Origin of the sequence: Xenorhabdus sp. TH1, from assembly GCF_037260955.1 — a bacterium.
GTDB lineage: Bacteria > Pseudomonadota > Gammaproteobacteria > Enterobacterales > Enterobacteriaceae > Xenorhabdus > Xenorhabdus griffiniae.
The window spans coordinates 106,619-127,120 of sequence record NZ_CP147734.1 but is presented as its reverse complement, the minus strand read 5'-3'; the positions used below and the strand labels follow the sequence as shown (position 1 = coordinate 127,120).

Genomic DNA, 20,502 nt, shown 5'->3' with positions numbered 1-20,502 from the left:
AACTATTGAGCAAATGACATGATTAATATTACTGAAGCAGCGCAAGCACATTTTGCCAAGCTACTGGCAAATCAAGAACCGGGCACACAGATCCGCGTCTTTGTTATTAATCCAGGAACACCAACCGCCGAATGCGGTGTTTCCTATTGCCCACCGGATGCTGTTGAAGCCACTGACACCGAATTGAAGTTCGATCAACTCTCAGCTTATGTTGATGAAATTAGTGCACCTTTTCTGGAAGAAGCTGTCATTGATTTTGTGACCGATCAATTGGGTTCCCAACTGACCCTGAAAGCCCCGAACGCTAAAATGCGCAAAGTGGCGGATGGTGCCCCACTGATTGATCGTGTTGAATATGTCCTGCAATCGCAGATCAACCCACAGCTCGCAGGACATGGTGGCCGTGTCAGCCTGATGGAAATCACCGATGAAGGTTATGCTATTTTGCAATTCGGCGGTGGATGTAACGGCTGTTCGATGGTCGATGTCACTCTGAAAGAGGGGATCGAAAAACAGTTATTACAGACCTTCCCTGAATTAAAAGGTGTGAAAGATCTGACTGAGCATCAGCGCGGTGAACATTCATATTACTGATTTTTCATTCTTATTTTGACAATTTTTAACCATTTTTCTGTTTCTAACATTTTCTATCTCTATATTTCTACGCCTTCCCAATCGTTATATTGGGAAGGCAGTCAGGTATGACCTGACGACTATTAAGAAATGAATATATTGAAAATGAAAATTTTAGAAACTACGTTGAGTATTTATGGACCATTTTCAAACGATAACTCCTGAACAGGCTTACCAACATTGGCTCGATAAAACCGCAGTCATGGTTGATATCCGCGATCCACAAAGTTTCCATGCTGGACACGTAACCGATGCGTTCCACCTAACAAATGAAACACTCAATAGCTTTCTACAAGAAGCGGATTTTGACCAACCGGTCATGGTAATGTGCTACCACGGCCATAGCAGCCAAGGAGCAGCACAGTACCTGATCAATATGGGTTTTGAGACCGTTTATAGTGTCAATGGCGGTTTTGAAGTCTGGCAAAGAGACTATCCTCACGCTGTCCATACTCAATAAATCTTTAATGCACTGATTATAATGCAATTAACTTCAACTTAAGGCAGAGATAAGACGAGCAATGATCCATATAACCTCAATATCTAACCCTCGGCTGGCTCAGGCCTTTATTGATTATATGGCGACGCAGGGCATTCATTTGACCATGCAGGCCACCAATGAGCCGTCATTAGTTGAACTCTGGTTAGAGGATGATAGCCAACTCAGTCGGGTTGAAGAGGAACTTCGCCACTTTGCTCGCGATCCACTCAATGAACGCTACCAAGCTGCCAGTTGGCAAACAGGCAAATCTGTCAGCTTCTCCAACTATCACCACAACCTGAATTTGAGTACGCTCAAAAACCAGTCTGGCTCCCTGACTATTGCCATAACTCTGCTCTGTATCCTCGTTTACCTCTGGGTGGCAATAGCCGGCATACCGGATGTTATGAATGGATTAGCATGGCCAGCCAACAGTGATCAGTATCTGGAGTTATGGCGCTGGATAAGCCCAACGCTATTGCATTTCTCTCTGACACACTTGCTCTTTAATCTTGCTTTATGGTGGTATTTCGGCAGCCAGGTAGAGCAAAAGATTGGGAGCGGTAAGTTGTTTGAAATCACGATAGTGTCAGCCATTTTCAGTAGCTGGGCGCAATCATTATTCAGTGGATCTCATTTCGGGGGATTATCCGGGGTCGTCTACGCACTGATTGGGTATGTTTGGCTAACCGGTGAAATCTCTCCAAAACGAGGGATCAGTGCTCCCAGGGGGTTAATCGCTATCTCTGTCATTTGGTTGTTGGTGGGTTATTTCGATCTATTTTCGTTAAACATCGCCAATGCCGCCCATGTTGCAGGATTAATCATCGGTTTATTAATGGGGTTATGGGATAATTTGCGTAAACAAAAAAACCAAAAAATGCCAAATAAACCTCAATAAATTTCAGCCTCGGCTTGAAATAGAAGAGAGATAATTTTGGTCAACGATAATCCATCTATGCATATATTAGGGGAATTTTGTGAAGCAAACTCAGCGACATGATGCAATAATTGAGCTCGTGCGCCTCCAGGGTTATGTCAGCACTGAAGAGCTGGTTACACATTTTGATGTTAGCCCACAAACTATTCGACGTGATTTAAATGATCTCGCAGATAAAAATAAGATCCAGCGTCATCATGGCGGTGCCGCATTACCATCCAGCTCGGTCAACACGGCCTACCATGACCGCAAGATCATGTGGTCGGATGAAAAAGCTCGAATTGCACAACAAGTTGCCACCCAAATTCCAAACGGAGCAACCCTGTTCATCGATATTGGAACAACGCCAGAGGCCGTAGCACATGCCCTGCTCAACCATCGCGATTTACGGATTGTCACCAACAATCTCAATGTCGCAACTCTGTTTATGGGCAAAGAAGATTTCCGCCTGATTTTGGCGGGTGGTGAAGTACGCTCCCGCGATGGCGGCATCATTGGTGAAGCAACGCTAGACTTTATTTCCCAGTTCCGCCTTGATTTCGGCATTCTTGGGATCAGCGGCATCGATAGTGATGGTTCACTGCTGGAATTCGATTACCACGAAGTTCGTACCAAACGTGCCATTATCGAAAACTCCCGCTGTGTCATGCTGGTTGCCGATCATTCAAAATTCGGCCGCAATGCCATGGTTAATCTCGGTAACATGAACCTGATTGACTTTTTGTTCACGGATAAAGCTCCTCCTCTCGGCATCCAGAAAATTATCGAACAGCACAGCGTTAAATTAGAATTGTGCTAGTCACTTTTTAGCCAAAAGTGCCATAACAATGCCCCACCCGATATTCTGGTGGGGTTAGCTCCCACTAATATTCCTTTCCTCAATTTGTATCCCACAAAATCCTTATTAATCTTATGTATAAGACAAGGTTTTGTTACCTGTGTCACGTGAATATGTTTTTTCTGAGTTAATAGTTGGCGATTGATGAATTTTTAATTACAATCTTTGAGCGAAAACGAACATTAAAGAACTGTTTCGAACATTTCATAGGGGATGCAATGGAAACCAAAGACTTGATTGTAATAGGCGGCGGAATTAACGGCGCTGGTATTGCGGCAGATGCTGCTGGCCGGGGGCTTTCAGTCCTACTGTTGGAAGGTCAAGATTTGGCCAGTGCAACTTCGTCTGCCAGCTCCAAACTGATCCACGGTGGGTTACGCTATCTGGAACATTATGAGTTTCGTTTGGTCAGTGAAGCACTGGCAGAACGTGAAGTGCTTTTAAAACTGGCTCCCCATATTGCATTCCCGATGCGCTTTCGCCTGCCACATCAACCACACCTGCGTCCAGCGTGGATGATCCGCATTGGTCTGTTCCTGTACGATAACTTGGGCAAACGCGTTAGCTTACCAGGCAGTAAGGGGCTGAAATTTGGCACAAACTCGGTATTGAAGCCATCCATCACTCGTGGATTTGAATATTCCGACTGTTGGGTTGACGATGCGCGTCTGGTGGTTCTAAACGCACAAGAAGTCCAAAAACACGGTGGTGAAGTACGTACCCGCACCCAGGTAACTCGTGCATGGCGTGAAAATGGCTATTGGATGGTTGAAGCCACAAACCTCAAAACTGGCGAAACCAATACATGGCGCGCGAAAGGTTTGGTTAACGCAACTGGCCCGTGGGTGAAAAATTTCTTCGATAACGGGCTGCAACTAAAATCACCTTATGGCATTCGCCTTATCAAAGGCAGTCATATCGTTGTGCCTCGCGTTCACGATGAGCCGCAGGCTTATATTCTGCAAAATGAAGATCACCGCATCGTATTCGTTATTCCATGGAATGACGAATTTTCGATTATCGGCACAACGGATGTTGAATACAAAGGTGATCCAAAAGAAGTCAAAATTGACGATAAAGAGATCGACTATTTGCTGAAAGTCTATAACGACCACTTTAAGAAACAGCTTGGTCGCGATGATATTGTTTGGACTTACTCTGGCGTTCGCCCCCTGTGTGATGATGAATCCGATTCACCACAAGCGATCACCCGAGATTACACGCTGGATGTGCAAGATGAGCAAGGACAAATGCCATTGCTGTCCGTATTTGGCGGTAAGCTAACAACTTATCGCAAACTGGCTGAACACGCTATGGATAAGCTGGCTCAGTACTACCCTAACGCGGGCAATGCATGGACCAAAAATGGCAAGTTACCAGGCGGTGAACTGGAAGGCTGTGATCGCGATGGTTATGCGCGCCTGCTACGCCAGCGTCATAACTGGCTGCCTGAAGGTGTGGCACTGCGTTATGCCCGTACTTACGGCAGCAACAGCCAATTCATCCTGCAAGATGCAGAAACGTTGGCCGACCTCGGCGAATGTTTCGGCCATAATTTGTATGAAGCTGAATTGCGTTACTTAGTTAAACACGAATGGGTAATTGAGCTAGATGATGCTATCTGGCGCCGAACCAAACTGGGTATGTGGCTCACTGATGAACAAAAACAGCGTGTAGCTGACTGGCTGGCACAAAACGCCAAAGCCGCTTGATTGCAAGATTGATTTTGAAAATGGCGATAGAAATTATCGCCATTTTTCATTTTGATTTATTCGTGTCATATAAGTTTTTTTTCGCTCATCGAACTCATAAACTTTCGAAATCAATCATCCCTATTTTCTATCGCAATTCCCTTATTTTTTATTTAATTCAACTGGTTATTTAACACAGCGTTTATATCTCGATCATTCACCGCTTTACTTTTTTTCTATTCCCGCAATCTCTGATTCGTAAATCAAAAACCTGGATCGCAGATCCTGCAACTCCGCCGATTTTTCCTCTGGGGATAGAAAAGAATATTGGATGCTATTAAATACGGTCTTTTTGATCTCTGCATAAGATGGCTTGTAGTTTGTGGCAAAAATGACAAATTCATGAGTCAGGTCACCACGAGAAACGCCTGGGTCATCACTTGATATCACAAAAGGTACTCCATAACGTTGATAAAGTTTTATCGGATGCTCATTTCCTCTAACACCAAGAATAAAGTCATTACTCGTCAGGTTAATTTCGACAGGAATTGCCTTTTCTCTCAGTACCTGGAGTAATGCAAACGCCTTCTCTTCCCTGGCAATATCAACACCGTGGCCGATCCGATTTGCCCCTGCGATATCTACGGCATATCGAATGTGGTTTGCCAAATCTTCTGGCGGAACCATTCCACTTACTAATTCCCCCGCATGTAGCGATAAACGAACATCGGGGAAAAGCCTTTTCAGATACCGGAACATCAGCATGTGCAACTTATAGTCACGAATGGCTATATAACCATTTTCCGGCCCAACAATATTCACACCGACAATCTTTTTGCTCATATGTGCCGCCGAAAATGCCGAATACAAACTTGAGAATACAGTCGCGCGTGACGCATTACGAACAACATAAGATTGGAGCCGAATCCGAAATTTATCATCGTCGATCCCGGAAACCGCCGCTTCTTCGGTTTGGATATAATCAGATATGCCTTTCCTGACAAGTGGATCCTTAGCCATAAAATCCGCATAGGGCGCCAATGCTGCGAAAACAGTATTTTCATCAGCATCTGGGCCTAACGCATCAAGTGCTTTAGCCAGCTCTGGGTACTCAAAAGAAGGTGCCCTGTTTAACATTATTTCCAGATACTGAACATTTTCATTTTTGGCTCGATTTTTTAATTTCGTCATCCCATCCATTAAAATTTGATGTGATAATGGGCTGAAATAACTAAAAGTATCAAAAAATTGCTGGTCCGATGCCTTCTGCTCGTGATAATGGTTATGAAAATCTTTGTCTGACCATACCTTCAATAATTCTCGGTAGAAGGCATTGTTTGCCATGACTGCACTCTTTTCGAGACAAAATTGCTGATTCTCGCTTGGGAGTTGGTTTTTCTGACGTGTTTCTATTCGAAAAATTTCGATCTTAAGTTTTGGATCGGTTCGATCATAAATGCAATAGCCCTTATCACCAACCCAATCAAGATAGGTTTCTGCATATATTGCACCAGAATAGTGAATATGGATATCTGCACCTTTAGGCATCATTTTTAATGCCATAGTTAGCTCTGCAACATTTGGATCGTTGGCTTCAATCAGCTTACTGAAAAAACGTGCTGTCGCTGTTTCATTTTCTTTGGCTAAAGCTGTCTTTACTTCACCAGCATTGACCAGGCAAGGAAATAACATCGATAAAATGATTACAATGGATAAAGTATTCATAACCCTTTTTCCTGGTCTCGATATTTGTTAAGCTCTATAAATGGTACTAATACTACAGTCGTAACTTTTCCGTGATCAAGGATCCCTCTCGTCGATGATAATGATATTGCCGGGCTTTATATTGATGTCGCCGCCGCCAATCTGGCCAATATAAAATTTGTTCTACGGTTTCCTCTGCTTTTTTCATTAATTTTGACAATAAATTACTCAGTTCGACCCGATCCTCCGGTGTTTTTTTCTCCTGTAGCTGCAAAACCGCCAGTACTGCATGGGCTAATAATGACAGCGTGATATGCCGATACCAGCATATGCCGGCAGCTAAACAACGAAGACGATCTTCCGTCCACTGTTTGGGCAGATATAACGCCCGGTCAATAAAGGCATTGCTCCCTTGTCGGCGTAACATAGGAAAACTCCTATCTGACTGTTTTCTACCCGCCCGGCCGTGCCGCTATATTGGCGTTGAACACCAGCAGAATGGCTGCCCTTTTTGATAAATCCGGTTTCATCAACGACAAGAATACCTTGCTCATCGCCCAGATGTTCGATGACATAGTCACGTAAGATATCGCAAACGACCTCGGTATCCCAACGCACACGTTCCAGAAAATATTGAATGTTATCCGTATTGTTTCGTACCTGTTCATTCGCGTACTTCCATAATCGCTCAATCGGGTTGAGATTAGGGCTGTAAGGCGGCAAATAATGCAACTCAATATTCAGGACTTCCGCGAAAAATTGAACTATTTCAGAATGATGGTAACCGGCTTTCAGAGCCGCCATTTTCAGGAGCGAGTTTTTCCTCAGAACAGTAGTCTTTCAGATGACGGCTCACCGTACTTTCATGAATACGCAAAGCCTGGGCAATCCAACCTTCTGATGCCAGCACGGCCTTAATGCGGTCATGTACGCGCCCATCACGAGTCGTATCGGGCATCAATTCGAGAGCTTCTTTTTGGGCATCTGTCGGGGTAATTTTCATGAGCACAGTCTTGATCTGATATGGATGAAAAATCAAGCAGCTTCAATTACGATGGGTATACACTAAAGTTAAATTAGGGTTCATCAATATGAAAAAAGATAAATCCATTGATTTTAATCGAGCGTTAACTATCGGAGAGGTATCAAAACGTAGCGGAGTTGCTATATCTGCCCTCCATTTTTATGAATCGAAAGGATTAATCAAAAGTTCACGCAATCAAGGTAACCAGCGCCGTTTTCCTTCGATTGTATTGCGCTATATTGCGATCATCAAAGTCGCACAAAACACAGGTATCTCTCTGAAAGAAATAAAACAAGCACTAGACCAGTTTCCACCTGATAGTCAATTGACAGCCGAACAATGGCTAACATTTTCTTTACAATTGCAGGATATTCTGGATAAACGCATCAAAAAACTCATCCGATTACGAGATAATTTAGGTAATTGTATTGGGTGTGGATGCCTTTCGTTAACAGAGTGTCCTTTACGTAATCCGAATGATGTTCTTGGACAAGATGGAGCCGGCCCAAGAATTTTAGAAAAAGATTAAACACGCTGTTCACTCGTATCTCTCTTGAGAAAGCTCTCCCCATTTTGTCGGTTGGCCGCTTATCGCGATCTAAAACGAGTTGGCAGAAACACGCACTTAGAAGAATTATTCCGAACGTTACAACTCACATATGCAACCGATAAAATTCAGCCTGAGGATTACCGCTGCCCCTTGCCTTTGACAAATACCCCCAGGCTCTTTGCTTATCCTAAGCCATAAAATCCCCTTGCTGCCGCTCCACTAACGTCAGGATGCTATAAAGTGCCACCGGCTGTTGTTCCTGATTCAACACCTGCACATCCCATACCACCACACCATGTGGTTTATCTTCTGGTGTCTTCTGGACTTTCTTAATCTTCTTCTTGCAGGTCAAACGCACTTGGATGGTATCACCAATCTTGACCGGTTCAATAAAACGCAGGTTTTCCATACCGTAGTTGGCAAGTACCGGCCCCACTGCACCATCAACGAACAAACCCGCAGCAGCCGATACGACAAAATAACCATGGGCTACCCGTTCGCCAAACAGGGATTCAGCTGCACCGATCTTATCCACATGAGCGTAAAAATGATCGCCACTCAGACAAGCGAAATTCACGATATCCGCTTCCGTCACCGTCCGGCGAGCAGTCAGTAAACTTTCACCCATTTCAATTTGTTCAAAATATTTGCGGAATGGATGAATCGGTTCTTCTTTCACTTTCGCGCCACGAACCCACTCACGACCAATCGCTGCCAGCATACTTGGGCTGCTTTGAATCGCTGTGCGCTGCATATAGTGTTTCACAGCACGCAAGCCCCCCAACTCTTCGCCGCCACCGGCACGCCCTGGGCCACCATGTGCCAACATAGGCAACGGGGAACCGTGTCCCGTGGATTCCGCAGACGCCGCTTCATCTAGCACTAACATACGGCCATGCGCACAGGCTGTCGCCCGGATCACCTGTACGGCAATCTGCTCATCTGCCGTCACCAATGAGCCAGCCAAACTCCCCTGCCCCATCATCGCCAATGCAATCGCCTGTTCGGTATCCTGATACGTCATTAACGTGGCAACCGGCCCAAAGGCTTCTGTGCTGTGTACCACCTGATTGGTCATTGGATCTGCACAGTAGAGCAACGTCGGCGGGTAGAAGGCGCCATTACGGTTGCTATTGCCTGTCAGCACCAATTTATCCAGTGAACCACCACATAAAACCTCGCAACCACTCGTGCGCAATTCGTTGACTTTCGCCTGCACCTCGTCACGCTGTTCCCGATTAATCAACGCCCCCATGCGCACTTCGGGCAACGTAGGATCACCAACAGCCACACCAGACAGCCGCTTAAGTAGCGCTTGTTTAACCGTTTCCACTTGGCTGGCAGGCACAATAACGCGTCGGATAGCCGTACATTTCTGGCCGGCCTTCACCGTCATTTCGCGTACCACTTCTTTGATGAAAACGCCAAACTCCGGCATATCTGGTGTCACATCCTCACCTAAAATGCAGCAGTTAAGCGAATCCGCTTCCATCGTAAAAGGAATGGATTTTTCTATCAGCCGAGGATGGACACGCAACTTCCGTCCCGTTTGTGCCGAACCGGTAAACGTCACGGCATCCTGATAATCAAGATGATCAAACAGATCACCAATGCCACCACAGATCAATTGCAGTGCCCCTTCCGGCACCAGGCCGCTATCGATGATCATTCGCACCATCGCCTGTGTCAGTTGGGCAGATGCGGTGGCAGGCTTGATAATCGCTGGCATACCTGCCATCCACGTTGGTGCTAATTTTTCCAGCATTCCCCAACACGGAAAGTTAAACGCATTGATATGCAGTGCAACACCGGGGCGGGAAGTCAGCACATGGCGTGCCACAAACTGGGATTGTTTAGACAGTGGGATCATCTCATCTTCCGGCCACAAGGTATCATCCGGCAATTCTCGCCCTGCTAATCCTGCATACGAGAACAGTGTTGCTACACCCCCCTCAATATCCACCCAACTATCCGCACGGGTCGCACCTGTTTCCGTGGAAATGGCATACAGTGCTTCTTTGTTGGCGAGCAGGTGTTTTGCAACTGCTTTCATCATCTGCGCACGCTGTTGGAACGTCATCGCAGCCAGTGCCTTTCCCCCTTTTTCACGGGCGTAGACTACACTTTCTGCCAATGGCAAACCTTCTGAAGATACCTGATACAAAGCTTCGCCGCTTACTGCATGATGAATGGTTCTGGGATTACCTTGCCCATACATCCAGGCACCACAAATGTAACTCGTTAACTGTTGCATTTTTTTCTCCACCGATTTAACCAATGAAACAATTATTAAGTAATGTAATGCCATTTATGTATCACATATATGATTGACAAAACCACTCATAAAATTAACAAAATACAAACATTTGCACCTAATCACTTGTTAATATTTATCCCACCGCCAAATAAAAATGATTAATTAATTGTTTTATAAAGAGTTAAAATTAATATTGTGACATGAACAACAAATGCACAATTTTTGTGTTTGCTATTTTTGTTACCAGTTTGTAGATTTGCAGTTATAAAAAGTGATTCATTTTTATGTCTTATATTAGAAAATAAGAATCATAATGGAGTCGCATATGACAACTGATCCACTTCAGGCGAGCTTTGAAGCAAAAATAGTCGCAGATCTCTCTATTGAGGCTAAAGATTGGATGCCCGAAGCCTATCGCCAAACCCTGATACGCCAGATTGGCCAACACGCACATTCAGAAGTCGTCGGCATGTTACCGGAAGCCAATTGGATCACCCGTGCCCCTACACTGCGTCGCAAGGCCATATTGCTGGCGAAAGTCCAGGATGAAGCCGGGCATGGACTGTATCTCTACAGCGCCGCTGAAACATTGGGCTGTTCCCGTCACGACATCTACCAAAAGTTGTTAGATGGCAAGATGAAATATTCCTCGATTTTTAACTATCCCACCCTCAGTTGGGCCGATGTTGGCGTGATTGGCTGGCTGGTGGATGGCGCAGCGATTGTCAACCAGGTTGCCTTATGCCGTGCCTCTTACGGTCCCTACGCCCGCGCGATGGTCAAAATCTGCAAGGAAGAAAGCTTCCACCAGCGGCAAGGTTATGAAGCAGTCACAGTGCTGGCGAATGGCAACGAAGCCCAACGTACCATGTTACAAGATGCCATTAACCGCTTCTGGTGGCCGACATTGATGATGTTTGGTCCCAATGACAGTGACTCTCCCAACAGCGCCCAAAGCATGGCATGGAAAATCAAGCGATTCAGCAATGATGAACTGCGGCAAAAATTCATCGACAACACCGTCCCCCAGTTGGAAGCCCTGGGTATGACAGCGCCCGATCCTGAGTTGGCTTGGGATGAAACAACAGGACATTACCGTTTTGGTGCAATCGACTGGGATGAATTCTATCAAGTACTGAAAGGGCAAGGGATATGCAACCACGAACGTCTGGAAGCCAAACGCCGGGCTTGGGAAAACGGAAGTTGGGTACGGGAAGCAGCTTCTGTTCACGCCAGAAAAATGGCGGCCAAAAAGCGCGCTGCTTAATGCTGTGCACGACCTGAACAACATCGGAAGGAGGACTCAATGAACGATACCGATTGGCCACTGTATGAAGTCTTTGTCCGCAGTAAACAGGGGCTAGCGCACCGTCACGTCGGCAGCCTCCACGCAGCAGACGATCAAATGGCGCTGGAAAACGCACGCGATGCCTACACTCGGCGCAATGAAGGTTGCTCCATCTGGGTGGTGCAATCCATCTATCTGGTGGCTTCACAACCGGAAGATCGCGGCGCTTTTTTCGAGCCATCGGAGGACAAGATTTACCGTCATCCGACTTTCTACACCATTCCTGATGGCATCAAGAATATGTAGGGAACCGGAATATGAATATACCCAGCATTTCATCCCCCAATCATTCCCGGTTAAACCACGCCCTGTTCAAATATGTACTTCGTCAGGGAGATACCCCACTGATTCTGGCACAGCGCTTGTGCGAATGGTGTGGACATGCACCAGAACTGGAGATTGACCTTGCCCTGTCCAATATCGGCCTCGACCTATTGGGCCAAGCACGCCATTTCCTCAGTTATGCCGCCACCCTTTCAGGAACAGGGCAGGATGAAGATCATCTGGCGTTTTGGCGTCATGAGCGCGAGTTCTGCAATCTGCTGCTGGTGGAACAACCTAATGGCGGCTTTAACGACACCTTGGTACGCCAATTTTTTATTGATGCCTATCATGTCTTGCTGCATCAGGCGCTGAGACAAAGCCGCGATCCCCAGTTGGCGGCCATTAGTGCCAAATCGTTGAAGGAGGTGGAATATCACCTGCGCTTTAGCCGAGGCTGGATGATCAGATTGGGGGATGGAACGGCACTGAGTCACGAAAAAATCCAGCAATCGATCAATCAACTGTGGCGCTTTACTGGCGAACTGTTCTATTGCGACGAAATAGAACAGCAACTGGCAGAAGAAGGCATTGCCATTGATCCGCGCACCCTGCATGAACCGTGGCTGCACATCATCAACGAAACGTTCACCGAAGCCACGCTAGAAATGCCACAGGAAGCCCCTTACCGGCAAGGTGGAAAACAAGGACTACATACGGAGCATTTGGGATTCCTGTTGGCAGAAATGCAATACCTGCAACGTACCTACCCCAACTGCAACTGGTAACAAACGGATAGAAAACAGAGGGTAATGGGAGGTGATCATGGAACAGCAATACAATACTCGCTTTTACTCAGAGATACAGCCGCCGGAAGTTCATCAAATCTGGCAATGCCTGCACCAAATTGCCGATCCAGAACTTCCTGCTCTCTCTATTACTGATCTCGGCATGATACGAGCCGTCACCCCATTACAAAACGGCTGGCGGGTGACATTTACCCCAACCTATTCCGGCTGTCCTGCGACGGAATACCTGATCGAAACCATTCAGAAAATACTGGCACAAGCCGGCTTCTCTCCCATACATATCGAAGTGAGCCTGCACCCTGCGTGGACCACCGATTGGATAAATGCAAATGCCAAACAACGTTTGCGAGCATCCGGTATTGCTCCGCCTCAAGGATTAGTTTGCGAAAAAACGGCAGATATGAAACCCATCACCTGCCCGTACTGTGGCAGCCATGCAACAGAAAAAATCAGCGAATTCGGTTCCACTGCCTGCAAAGCGCTCTACCGCTGTCGGGATTGTTGGGAACCATTTGATTATTTCAAATGCATTTAACGAGGAACGTAAGATGTCCACTTTGCATCAAACACGCTCACATGGCTTTCACCGCTTAAGCATTGCCGCCATTGAAAGAGAAACGCCAGATGCTGTAGTCGTTACCTTGCATATTCCCGATGAGCTGAAAAAACAGTTCTGTTATCACCCCGGCCAACACCTGACACTCAAGGCAAAAGTGAATAACGAAGAACTACGCCGCTGCTACTCCATCTGTAGCTCACCATTGGATGATGTATTACAAATTGGTGTCAAAGCCATACACCAAGGCCGCTTTTCGACCTTCATCAACCAACAATTAAAAGTCGGGGATGAGCTGGAAGTTATGCAGCCACAAGGCAATTTTGGCCATCACCCCAATCAAGGCCAGCAGGGACATTATCTGGCTATCGCCGCCGGTTCGGGTATTACGCCCATTTTATCGATCATCAAAAGTACGCTGGCATTAGAACCTAATAGCACTTTTACGCTTATTTATGGCAATCGCACTAGTCGCTCCATCATGTTCAAAGAAACGCTGGCCGATCTCAAAAATTGCTACCTGAGCCGTTTTCAAGTGCTGTACTTATTCAGTCAGGAATCCACTGATAGCCCATTATTTAATGGACGTATTGATACTGAACACCTAAACCACATTGGCAAAACCCTGCTCAATTTTACCCAATTTGACCATGCTTTTCTCTGTGGACCCGAAGCCATGTTGGATGAGGCCCATTCTGCGCTGGAGCAAGCGGGGATACCAGTTGAACGCATCCATAGTGAACGTTTCAATACCAGGCAAGCCACAGTAAATTCCCGCCCTGCCAATCTTGCAGAACGCTGTGAAACCCGTGTTGAGATCCACCTGGATGGCCGTACCCTCAACATTGCCATGCACGCCGAAGATAACAGCATCCTCGATGCCGCATTACGCCAAGGCGCAGATTTACCCTACGCCTGCAAAGGCGGGGTATGCGCTACCTGTAAATGCCAGCTTAAAGCCGGTGACGTGGATATGAGGGTGAATTACAGCCTCGAACCCGATCAATTGGCTGCCGGTTATATCTTAAGTTGCCAGTCATGGCCGAAAGGCGATGGCGTCGTTGTCGATTTTGATGTCTGAGGAGCCACCATGAATCAGGAATGGATTTTATGTCAGGAGCAGCAAAGAGTACGCATATTAACCCTAAATCGGCCAGAAGTACGCAATGCCCTCAGTAATGACTGTCTGGAACAACTCGTACAGCAATTGGAACTCGCCGATGCGGATAACGATACAGGCGCCATTGTTATTACGGGATCACAACGCTGTTTTGCCGCAGGTGCCGACCTGAAAGAACTACAGCAACAGAACGTTGCAACAGCCATGACTGATCGCCGTCCACAGCTATGGCAACGTTTAAATAATATCAGTAAGCCTCTGATCGCTGCCGTTAATGGCTACGCACTTGGTGCTGGCTGCGAGCTGGCATTGGCTTGTGATTTGGTGATTTGTGGAGAAAACGCCCGCTTTGGCCTGCCAGAAATCACCTTGGGGCTGATGCCAGGGGCGGGGGGAACGCAACGGCTCATCCGCAGCGTCGGCAAGGCATTGGCTTACCAGATGGTATTAACCGGCGAAGCTATCGATGCTCATCGCGCCCTGGAAGCGGGGCTAGTCAGCGAAGTTTGCACTGATGCTCTGACATTAGAACGTGCAGTACAGATTGCACAACGCATCAGTGAATTTTCACCCTTAGCCCTGCGGGCGGCCAAGGCAGCTCTCAAGACCGCACAAGAAACCAGCCTGTCACAAGGGCTACTCGCCGAACGCCAGCACTTTGTTACATTGGCAGGCACAACCGATCGTCAGGAAGGCATCACCGCCTTTCTGGAAAAACGTAAACCAACCTTTAAGGGGTTCTGATCGATGGAAAACATGTCAACGGTACTGACCGATATACAAGCAGGTGTCCTTAACATTACTCTCAACCGTCCAGAATGCCTCAATAGTTTTAACGAGGAGCTGCACCAGCAATTAAGTTTGGCAATGGATATTGCTGAACAAGATGAGTCCGTACGTTGTGTCCGGCTCACCGGAGCCGGACGTGGTTTCTGTGCCGGACAAGATTTAAATGATCGCAATGCTATCATTTCTGATGGCGATATCCCTGATCTTGGCAAATCCGTTGAACGCTACTACAACCCGCTAATCCGGCGTATGACTTCCCTGCCTAAGCCCATTGTCTGCGCCGTCAACGGTGTAGCGGCGGGTGCCGGTGTCTCTCTTGCCCTGGCCTGTGACATCGTTATCGCTTCCCGTACCGCCAGCTTTATTCAGGCTTTCTGCCGCATTGGACTGACACCCGATTCTGGCGGTAGCTACTTCCTGCCTCATAAGATTGGGCAGGCGCGGGCGATGGGGATGGCACTATTAGGCGACAAAATCAGCGCCGAACAAGCACTGGATTGGGGCATGATCTGGCAAGTTGTTGAGCCTGAAGAGTTGGAAGACAAAACCCAGAAGCTCGCCCGACACCTTGCTACCCAACCTACCTTAGCCCTGAGCTGCATCAAGCAAGCCACCTATGCAGCCGCAACCAATACGTTGGAGCAACAACTTGATCTCGAACGAGATTTACAACGCCTGTGCGGGCATAGCGAAGATTTCCGTGAAGGCGTCAATGCGTTCATTGAAAAACGCCAGCCAACGTTCAAGGGGAAATGAGCATGAACACGCCTCACCTCCACGGCCCCATAGCCGTTATCGGTGCGGGAACAATGGGCATCGGCATTGCCCAGGTTGCGGCTCAGGCAGGATATTCCGTCCTGCTGTTTGACAGCAACAGCGAAGCGGTCAGTCAGGCGCTGGATAATTTACGCACCCGCCTGCATCAACGTGTAGCAGCAGGCAAAGCCGAAGCCAGTGCAACAGAAACCCTGTTACAACGCATCACTCAGGCGAATTCATTACATGCGTTAGCACCGTGTGGGCTGGTGATTGAAGCCATTATCGAACAACTGACAGCTAAACAGGATCTCTTCCAGCAACTGGAATCCATTTGTTCACAGCAAACCCTGTTTGCCAGCAATACTTCATCCTTGTCGATTACCGCCATTGCCCGCGTCCTGTCTGCCCCACAGCGCATGGCTGGGCTACACTTTTTCAACCCAGCCCCTCTAATGAAACTCGTGGAAATCGTTCAAGGTCTGGAAACTTCCCCCCAAACCGTGGCAACACTCAAAACCCTCGTGACTGGCTGGAAAAAACAAGCTGTGATTTGCCGTTCTACGCCGGGATTTATCGTCAATCGCATCGCCCGTCCATTCTACGCTGAAGCCCTGCGTGCACTGGAAGAACAGGTTGCCACTCCCGCTACACTGGATGCCATTCTCAAAGAATCTGGTGGTTTCGCGATGGGGCCATTACAACTGATGGATTTGATCGGCCATGATATTAACTACACCGTGACGGAATCCCTGTTCCAGGCTTTCCATGGCGATCCTCGCTTCCAACCTTCGCTGCTGCAAAAAGAGTTAGTGGATGCCGATCATCTTGGACGCAAACGCGGTCGTGGTTTTTACGTCTATGACATAAAAGGAAACGGTGGAAAAAAAGAGAGCCAGCCACAACCTAAGATCGCGCCGAAACACACCAAAACCCCAAAACAACCGATGCGGATCAAAGCGACAGGAAATTGGGCGGCATTGCCGCACTTGGTTGCCCTGTTACAGCAATATGGAATCATCTTCGAAGAAAACAAAAATGACCGATTCCACTCCCCGACCTTGCAGCTTGATGACATTCTCTTGATTCTGACCAAAGGGAGAACCTGCGCCCAGATTGCCGACGAAGTCAGGGCACCCGTGGTGCAATTTGATCTTTCTGTCAATCACCAATCGGCCTCTATCATTACACTCAGTGCTGCTTGCCAGAATACGCCTCAACAAACCGCAAAGGTGATCGGTTTTCTGCAATCCCTCGGTAAACAGGTCATTCTCTTGCCAGACTATCCCGCTTTGTTAACCATGCGTACCGTTGCCATGCTGTGTAACGAGGCACTGGATGCCTTTAATAAAGGCATTGCCAACGTTGAAGATATCGATTTGGCGATGTGCCACGGTGTGAATTACCCCATCGGCCCGCTGGCATGGGGTAAGCAGTTGGGTTGGAAACATATTCTCAGTACGCTGGAAAACTTGCAGAAGTTTTATGGGGAACCCCGTTACCGCCCAACGCCTTTACTGCGCCAACTCGCGGCGGGACACACTCAACTCCCTCTCCAGCAGCCCCAAAAACGCCAAAAAGGGGATGATCATGCAAAATAATGCTAACGCGGCTCGCCACTACGTTGAAGCTATGTATGCCCAGGATGCCTGTGCCCAAAATATGGGGATGCAGATTGAACATATCGATATCGGGTTTGCCCGACTCAGTATGAAAATCGTACCCAATATGCTCAACGGTCATCAAAGTTGTCACGGTGGCATTCTGTTCAGCCTGGCGGATACCGCTTTCGCCTATGCCTGTAACAGCGACGGGAAAGCCGCCGTCGCTTCCAGTGGCAGCATTGATTTTATCCGTCCGGCATTGGTGGGTGATCAACTGATCGCCACCGCTTCTGTTCGGCATCAAGGCAAAAATACTGGCCTGTATGACGTGGAGATCATCAACCAAAACGGTAAAGTTGTCGCTTTTTTCCGTGGTTACTCCTATCGTCTCAGTCATCCTATTTCTGACAATACGCTGAAAAAGAACCAGCCAAACCGTCAGGGAGAGCAATCATGAACCATGCATTTATCTGTGATGGTATCCGCACACCTATCGGCCGTTATGGTGGTGCGCTATCCAACCTGCGGGCTGATGATCTGGCTGCCCTGCCGTTACGGGCATTGATGACACGTTATCCAGCGTTGGATTGGGAACAAATTGATGACGTGATCCTCGGTTGCGCCAATCAGGCTGGAGAAGATAATCGCAACGTCGCACGTATGGCACTATTGCTGGCAGGGCTACCAAATTCAGTCTCTGGTACGACAGTCAACCGGTTATGTGGCTCAGGCCTCGATGCACTCGCCTTCGCCGCTCGCAGTATTAAATCCGGCGACGCCCAACTGATATTGGCGGGTGGCGTTGAATCGATGACCCGCGCTCCTTTTGTAATGGCCAAAGTAAACAGTGCTTTCAGCCGGCAAGCTGAGATCTTTGATACCACCCTTGGCTGGCGCTTTATTAACCCGCTGATGCAACAGCAATTCGGCACAGATTCCATGCCAGAAACGGCAGAAAATGTCGCCGCCCAGTTTCAAATTAGCCGTGATGACCAAGATGCCTTTGCCCTGCGCAGCCAGCAACGTGCCGCCAGAGCGCAACAACGTGGCCTACTGGCCGAGGAAATCCTCCCTGTTACTCTGCCTCCCGCCAACAAAAAAAGCGTAGCTTCTGTCATTTCACAGGATGAACATCCCCGCCCAGAAACGACGCTCGAACAATTACAACGACTCAAAACCCCATTCCGTGCCGGCGGTACGATCACCGCGGGTAACGCTTCCGGTGTCAATGATGGGGCGGCAGCACTGATCATCGCCTCAGAAACGGCAGCCTTACGCCACGGCCTGACACCACGGGCGCGTATCATCGCAACGGCAACATGTGGTGTTGAACCACGCATCATGGGGATCGGGCCACTGCCTGCGACTCGCAAAGTGCTGGAACTCACCGGCTTAACCCTAAACCAACTGGATGTTATTGAACTAAATGAGGCTTTCGCTGCACAAGCACTGGCTGTGATGCGCCAACTGGGGTTACCAGATGATGCAGAACACCTGAACCCGAATGGAGGCGCGATTGCGCTGGGGCACCCTCTGGGTATGAGCGGCGCCCGCCTTGCGTTGACAGCCACGCTTGAACTGGAGCGACGTGCCGGACGTTACGCCTTGTGCACCCTGTGTATTGGGGTAGGACAAGGCATCGCCATGATTATTGAGCGTGTTTCATAGCAGCTATTTTTACAACAACAAACTGATACACAGTAACCTGACTTCACCAACACCTGTATATCACTACGCACACATAACCACATAAACAACCTGTTACAAACAAACCAACAAAAGGACAGGAAACTATGAACAACAACGTACAACACCTAAAAAGACCCGCCAAACAATCTCTGGATGCCATTGAATTTGCTTCACGTGATGAGATTCAGGCATGGCAATTTAACCAGATGAAATGGACCCTAAACCACGCCTACAACAACGTTCCCATGTACCGCCACAAATTTGATACAGCCGGTGTCCATCCAAGTGATTTTAAACAACTCAGTGACATCACCAAATTTCCTTACACCACCAAACAAGATCTGCGGGAGCATTATCCTTTCGATACCTTCGCTGTCCCAATGGAACAGATAGTTCGCATTCATGCTTCATCCGGCACAACAGGACGCCCAACCGTGGTGGGTTATACCCAACAGGACATCGACAATTGGTCAGAGCTGATCGCCCGCTGCCTGCGATTTGCCGGAGTAAGTGCCAAAGACAAAGTTCACATCGCCTACGGTTACGGCCTGTTCACAGGAGGATTAGGATCACATTATGGGGCTGAGCGACTGGGAGCGACCGTCATTCCGGTATCTGGCGGTAACACCATAAAGCAAGCGCAGCTGATTGTGGATTTCAAACCTGACATCATTATGATAACGCCTTCTTACTGCCTGACTTTACTGGATGAGCTGGAGCGCCAGATGGGTGGGGATGCCAGCACATGCTCCTTACGTATTGGTATTTTTGGCGCAGAACCGTGGACAACCACCTTGCGTACTGAAATTGAAACACGCATGGGCATCAAGGCGTTGGACATCTACGGCCTGTCCGAAGTAATGGGGCCAGGCGTTGCTATGGAATCACTGGAATACGCCGACGGCGCCACCATTTGGGAAGATCATTTCTACCCGGAAGTGATTAATCCTGACAACCTGAATAACCTGACAGACGGTGAAACCGGAGAACTCATTCTCACTACCCTGAGCAAAGAAGGTATGCCTATGATCCGCTATCGCACCCGCGATCTGACGCGCTTATTGCCTGGTACGGCATGTAATATGCGGCGCATCGGCAGAGTCACCGGCCGTTCCGATGACATGATGATTATTCGTGGCATCAATGTTTTTCCATCACAGATAGAAGAACAGATCATGCACATCAAGGAACTCTCACCGCATTATCAATTAGAAATCAACCACGAGGGCAATCATGATTGCTTGTCAGTCAAAGTTGAATTGAAAGAGCCAAATCAACTGAACGATGAACAACGTTGCAATCTCTGTCATCAATTGCGCCATCACATAAAATCGGTAGTAGGGCTTAACACCGATGTCAGCATTGTCAATTATGGTGTCATTCCACGTTCAGAAGGTAAAGCAGTACGGGTAATCGACAACCGACCACGCGAATAAACCTTTCGCCACCGCA

The 20,502-nt window shown here is 47.9% G+C and carries 19 protein-coding genes and 3 pseudogenes; 17 read left to right on the top strand and 5 right to left on the bottom strand.

Going from position 1 to position 20,502, the window contains the following annotated elements; genetic code table 11:
- Positions 1-18 precede the first annotated feature (18 nt).
- The 5 genes from nfuA to glpD all read left to right on the top strand — a co-directional run bounded on the left by nfuA (position 19) and on the right by glpD (position 4,604).
- Positions 19-594, top strand: a complete 576-nt coding sequence (nfuA, locus tag WDV74_RS00575) for a Fe-S biogenesis protein NfuA (RefSeq protein WP_338884017.1) — start codon at positions 19-21, stop codon at positions 592-594.
- Positions 595-769: 175 nt separating this feature from the next.
- Complete coding sequence (gene glpE, locus WDV74_RS00570; protein WP_338884016.1) at positions 770-1,093, top strand: thiosulfate sulfurtransferase GlpE; 324 nt, start codon at positions 770-772, stop codon at positions 1,091-1,093.
- 61 nt (positions 1,094-1,154) lie between these two features.
- Positions 1,155-2,015, top strand: a complete 861-nt coding sequence (glpG, locus tag WDV74_RS00565) for a rhomboid family intramembrane serine protease GlpG (protein WP_338884015.1) — start codon at positions 1,155-1,157, stop codon at positions 2,013-2,015.
- Positions 2,016-2,094: 79 nt separating this feature from the next.
- Complete coding sequence (locus tag WDV74_RS00560; protein WP_338884013.1) at positions 2,095-2,853, top strand: DeoR/GlpR family transcriptional regulator; 759 nt, start codon at positions 2,095-2,097, stop codon at positions 2,851-2,853.
- Positions 2,854-3,110: 257 nt separating this feature from the next.
- Positions 3,111-4,604, top strand: a complete 1,494-nt coding sequence (gene glpD / locus WDV74_RS00555; protein WP_338804203.1) for a glycerol-3-phosphate dehydrogenase — start codon at positions 3,111-3,113, stop codon at positions 4,602-4,604.
- Positions 4,605-4,808: 204 nt separating this feature from the next.
- Here glpD and WDV74_RS00550 read toward each other — a convergent pair whose 3' ends face one another.
- The 4 genes and pseudogenes from WDV74_RS00550 to WDV74_RS00535 form a co-directional block, all read right to left on the bottom strand.
- A complete protein-coding gene (locus tag WDV74_RS00550; RefSeq protein ID WP_338884011.1) occupies positions 4,809-6,308 on the bottom strand; it encodes a hypothetical protein in 1,500 nt (499 codons plus the stop codon).
- A 307-nt stretch (positions 6,309-6,615) separates the two neighbouring features.
- A pseudogene (locus WDV74_RS00545) lies at positions 6,616-6,899 on the bottom strand (transposase); the annotation flags it as partial.
- A 60-nt stretch (positions 6,900-6,959) separates the two neighbouring features.
- Positions 6,960-7,058 (bottom strand): annotated as a pseudogene (locus WDV74_RS00540) (transposase); the annotation flags it as partial.
- 4 nt (positions 7,059-7,062) lie between these two features.
- Positions 7,063-7,290 (bottom strand): annotated as a pseudogene (locus WDV74_RS00535) (IS630 family transposase); the annotation flags it as partial.
- A gap of 88 nt (positions 7,291-7,378) precedes the next feature.
- On the opposite strand from WDV74_RS00535, the gene soxR reads away from it, so the two are divergent.
- The gene (soxR, locus tag WDV74_RS00530; RefSeq protein WP_338884009.1) at positions 7,379-7,840 is read left to right on the top strand and encodes a redox-sensitive transcriptional activator SoxR; all 462 of its coding nucleotides are present in this window, start codon (positions 7,379-7,381) and stop codon (positions 7,838-7,840) included.
- A gap of 208 nt (positions 7,841-8,048) precedes the next feature.
- Here soxR and paaZ read toward each other — a convergent pair whose 3' ends face one another.
- The gene (gene paaZ, locus WDV74_RS00525; RefSeq protein ID WP_338884007.1) at positions 8,049-10,115 is read right to left on the bottom strand and encodes a phenylacetic acid degradation bifunctional protein PaaZ; all 2,067 of its coding nucleotides are present in this window, start codon (positions 10,113-10,115) and stop codon (positions 8,049-8,051) included.
- A 328-nt stretch (positions 10,116-10,443) separates the two neighbouring features.
- Here paaZ and paaA point away from each other — a divergent pair, with 328 nt between their 5' ends.
- The 11 genes from paaA (at position 10,444) to paaK (ending at position 20,486) form a co-directional block, all read left to right on the top strand.
- Positions 10,444-11,385 carry a 1,2-phenylacetyl-CoA epoxidase subunit PaaA gene (paaA, locus tag WDV74_RS00520; protein WP_338884005.1) on the top strand — a complete coding sequence of 314 codons (942 nt, stop codon included), beginning with the start codon at positions 10,444-10,446 and terminating at the stop codon, positions 11,383-11,385.
- A gap of 39 nt (positions 11,386-11,424) precedes the next feature.
- Entirely contained in the window at positions 11,425-11,712 is a 288-nt protein-coding gene (paaB, locus tag WDV74_RS00515; protein WP_273559315.1) for a 1,2-phenylacetyl-CoA epoxidase subunit PaaB, read from the top strand.
- Between the two features lie 11 nt (positions 11,713-11,723).
- Complete coding sequence (paaC, locus tag WDV74_RS00510; protein WP_338884004.1) at positions 11,724-12,515, top strand: 1,2-phenylacetyl-CoA epoxidase subunit PaaC; 792 nt, start codon at positions 11,724-11,726, stop codon at positions 12,513-12,515.
- Positions 12,516-12,552: 37 nt separating this feature from the next.
- Positions 12,553-13,071: a 1,2-phenylacetyl-CoA epoxidase subunit PaaD gene (gene paaD / locus WDV74_RS00505; RefSeq protein WP_338884003.1), complete on the top strand. Its 519-nt coding sequence runs from the start codon at positions 12,553-12,555 to the stop codon at positions 13,069-13,071.
- Positions 13,072-13,084: 13 nt separating this feature from the next.
- Positions 13,085-14,173, top strand: coding sequence for a 1,2-phenylacetyl-CoA epoxidase subunit PaaE (gene paaE / locus WDV74_RS00500; protein WP_338884001.1), 1,089 nt, complete (start codon positions 13,085-13,087; stop codon positions 14,171-14,173).
- A 9-nt stretch (positions 14,174-14,182) separates the two neighbouring features.
- Positions 14,183-14,956 (top strand): 2,3-dehydroadipyl-CoA hydratase PaaF, encoded by a 774-nt coding sequence (gene paaF, locus WDV74_RS00495; protein WP_338884000.1) that lies wholly within the window; start codon positions 14,183-14,185, stop codon positions 14,954-14,956.
- A 3-nt stretch (positions 14,957-14,959) separates the two neighbouring features.
- Positions 14,960-15,757, top strand: coding sequence for a 2-(1,2-epoxy-1,2-dihydrophenyl)acetyl-CoA isomerase PaaG (gene paaG / locus WDV74_RS00490; RefSeq protein ID WP_338883999.1), 798 nt, complete (start codon positions 14,960-14,962; stop codon positions 15,755-15,757).
- Positions 15,758-15,759: 2 nt separating this feature from the next.
- A complete protein-coding gene (locus WDV74_RS00485) occupies positions 15,760-17,358 on the top strand; it encodes a 3-hydroxyacyl-CoA dehydrogenase (RefSeq protein ID WP_338883998.1) in 1,599 nt (532 codons plus the stop codon).
- Positions 17,348-17,818 carry a hydroxyphenylacetyl-CoA thioesterase PaaI gene (gene paaI / locus WDV74_RS00480; protein WP_273559329.1) on the top strand — a complete coding sequence of 157 codons (471 nt, stop codon included), beginning with the start codon at positions 17,348-17,350 and terminating at the stop codon, positions 17,816-17,818. Before WDV74_RS00485 ends, paaI begins: the two co-directional genes overlap by 11 nt.
- Complete coding sequence (gene pcaF, locus WDV74_RS00475) at positions 17,815-19,029, top strand: 3-oxoadipyl-CoA thiolase (RefSeq protein WP_338883997.1); 1,215 nt, start codon at positions 17,815-17,817, stop codon at positions 19,027-19,029. The genes paaI and pcaF overlap by 4 nt, the downstream gene beginning before the upstream one ends.
- Before the next feature lie 125 nt (positions 19,030-19,154).
- On the top strand, positions 19,155-20,486 hold the full coding sequence (gene paaK / locus WDV74_RS00470; protein WP_273559333.1) for a phenylacetate--CoA ligase PaaK: 1,332 nt from the start codon (positions 19,155-19,157) through the stop codon (positions 20,484-20,486).
- The last annotated feature ends 16 nt before the right edge of the window (positions 20,487-20,502 follow it).

What these genes read in the sequence shown, in the direction of transcription:
- paaE (WP_338884001.1), top strand. Translation starts at nt 13,085, where the DNA reads ATGTCCACTTTGCATCAAACACGCTCACATGGCTTTCACCGCTTAAGC.
- glpG (WP_338884015.1), top strand. Translation starts at nt 1,155, where the DNA reads ATGATCCATATAACCTCAATATCTAACCCTCGGCTGGCTCAGGCCTTT.
- soxR (WP_338884009.1), top strand. Translation starts at nt 7,379, where the DNA reads ATGAAAAAAGATAAATCCATTGATTTTAATCGAGCGTTAACTATCGGA.
- paaB (WP_273559315.1), top strand. Translation starts at nt 11,425, where the DNA reads ATGAACGATACCGATTGGCCACTGTATGAAGTCTTTGTCCGCAGTAAA.
- paaG (WP_338883999.1), top strand. Translation starts at nt 14,960, where the DNA reads ATGGAAAACATGTCAACGGTACTGACCGATATACAAGCAGGTGTCCTT.
- WDV74_RS00485 (WP_338883998.1), top strand. Translation starts at nt 15,760, where the DNA reads ATGAACACGCCTCACCTCCACGGCCCCATAGCCGTTATCGGTGCGGGA.
- paaD (WP_338884003.1), top strand. Translation starts at nt 12,553, where the DNA reads ATGGAACAGCAATACAATACTCGCTTTTACTCAGAGATACAGCCGCCG.
- paaF (WP_338884000.1), top strand. Translation starts at nt 14,183, where the DNA reads ATGAATCAGGAATGGATTTTATGTCAGGAGCAGCAAAGAGTACGCATA.
- paaZ (WP_338884007.1), bottom strand. Translation starts at nt 10,115, where the DNA reads ATGCAACAGTTAACGAGTTACATTTGTGGTGCCTGGATGTATGGGCAA.
- paaI (WP_273559329.1), top strand. Translation starts at nt 17,348, where the DNA reads ATGCAAAATAATGCTAACGCGGCTCGCCACTACGTTGAAGCTATGTAT.
- glpD (WP_338804203.1), top strand. Translation starts at nt 3,111, where the DNA reads ATGGAAACCAAAGACTTGATTGTAATAGGCGGCGGAATTAACGGCGCT.
- WDV74_RS00550 (WP_338884011.1), bottom strand. Translation starts at nt 6,308, where the DNA reads ATGAATACTTTATCCATTGTAATCATTTTATCGATGTTATTTCCTTGC.
- nfuA (WP_338884017.1), top strand. Translation starts at nt 19, where the DNA reads ATGATTAATATTACTGAAGCAGCGCAAGCACATTTTGCCAAGCTACTG.
- glpE (WP_338884016.1), top strand. Translation starts at nt 770, where the DNA reads ATGGACCATTTTCAAACGATAACTCCTGAACAGGCTTACCAACATTGG.
- paaA (WP_338884005.1), top strand. Translation starts at nt 10,444, where the DNA reads ATGACAACTGATCCACTTCAGGCGAGCTTTGAAGCAAAAATAGTCGCA.
- pcaF (WP_338883997.1), top strand. Translation starts at nt 17,815, where the DNA reads ATGAACCATGCATTTATCTGTGATGGTATCCGCACACCTATCGGCCGT.
- paaK (WP_273559333.1), top strand. Translation starts at nt 19,155, where the DNA reads ATGAACAACAACGTACAACACCTAAAAAGACCCGCCAAACAATCTCTG.
- paaC (WP_338884004.1), top strand. Translation starts at nt 11,724, where the DNA reads ATGAATATACCCAGCATTTCATCCCCCAATCATTCCCGGTTAAACCAC.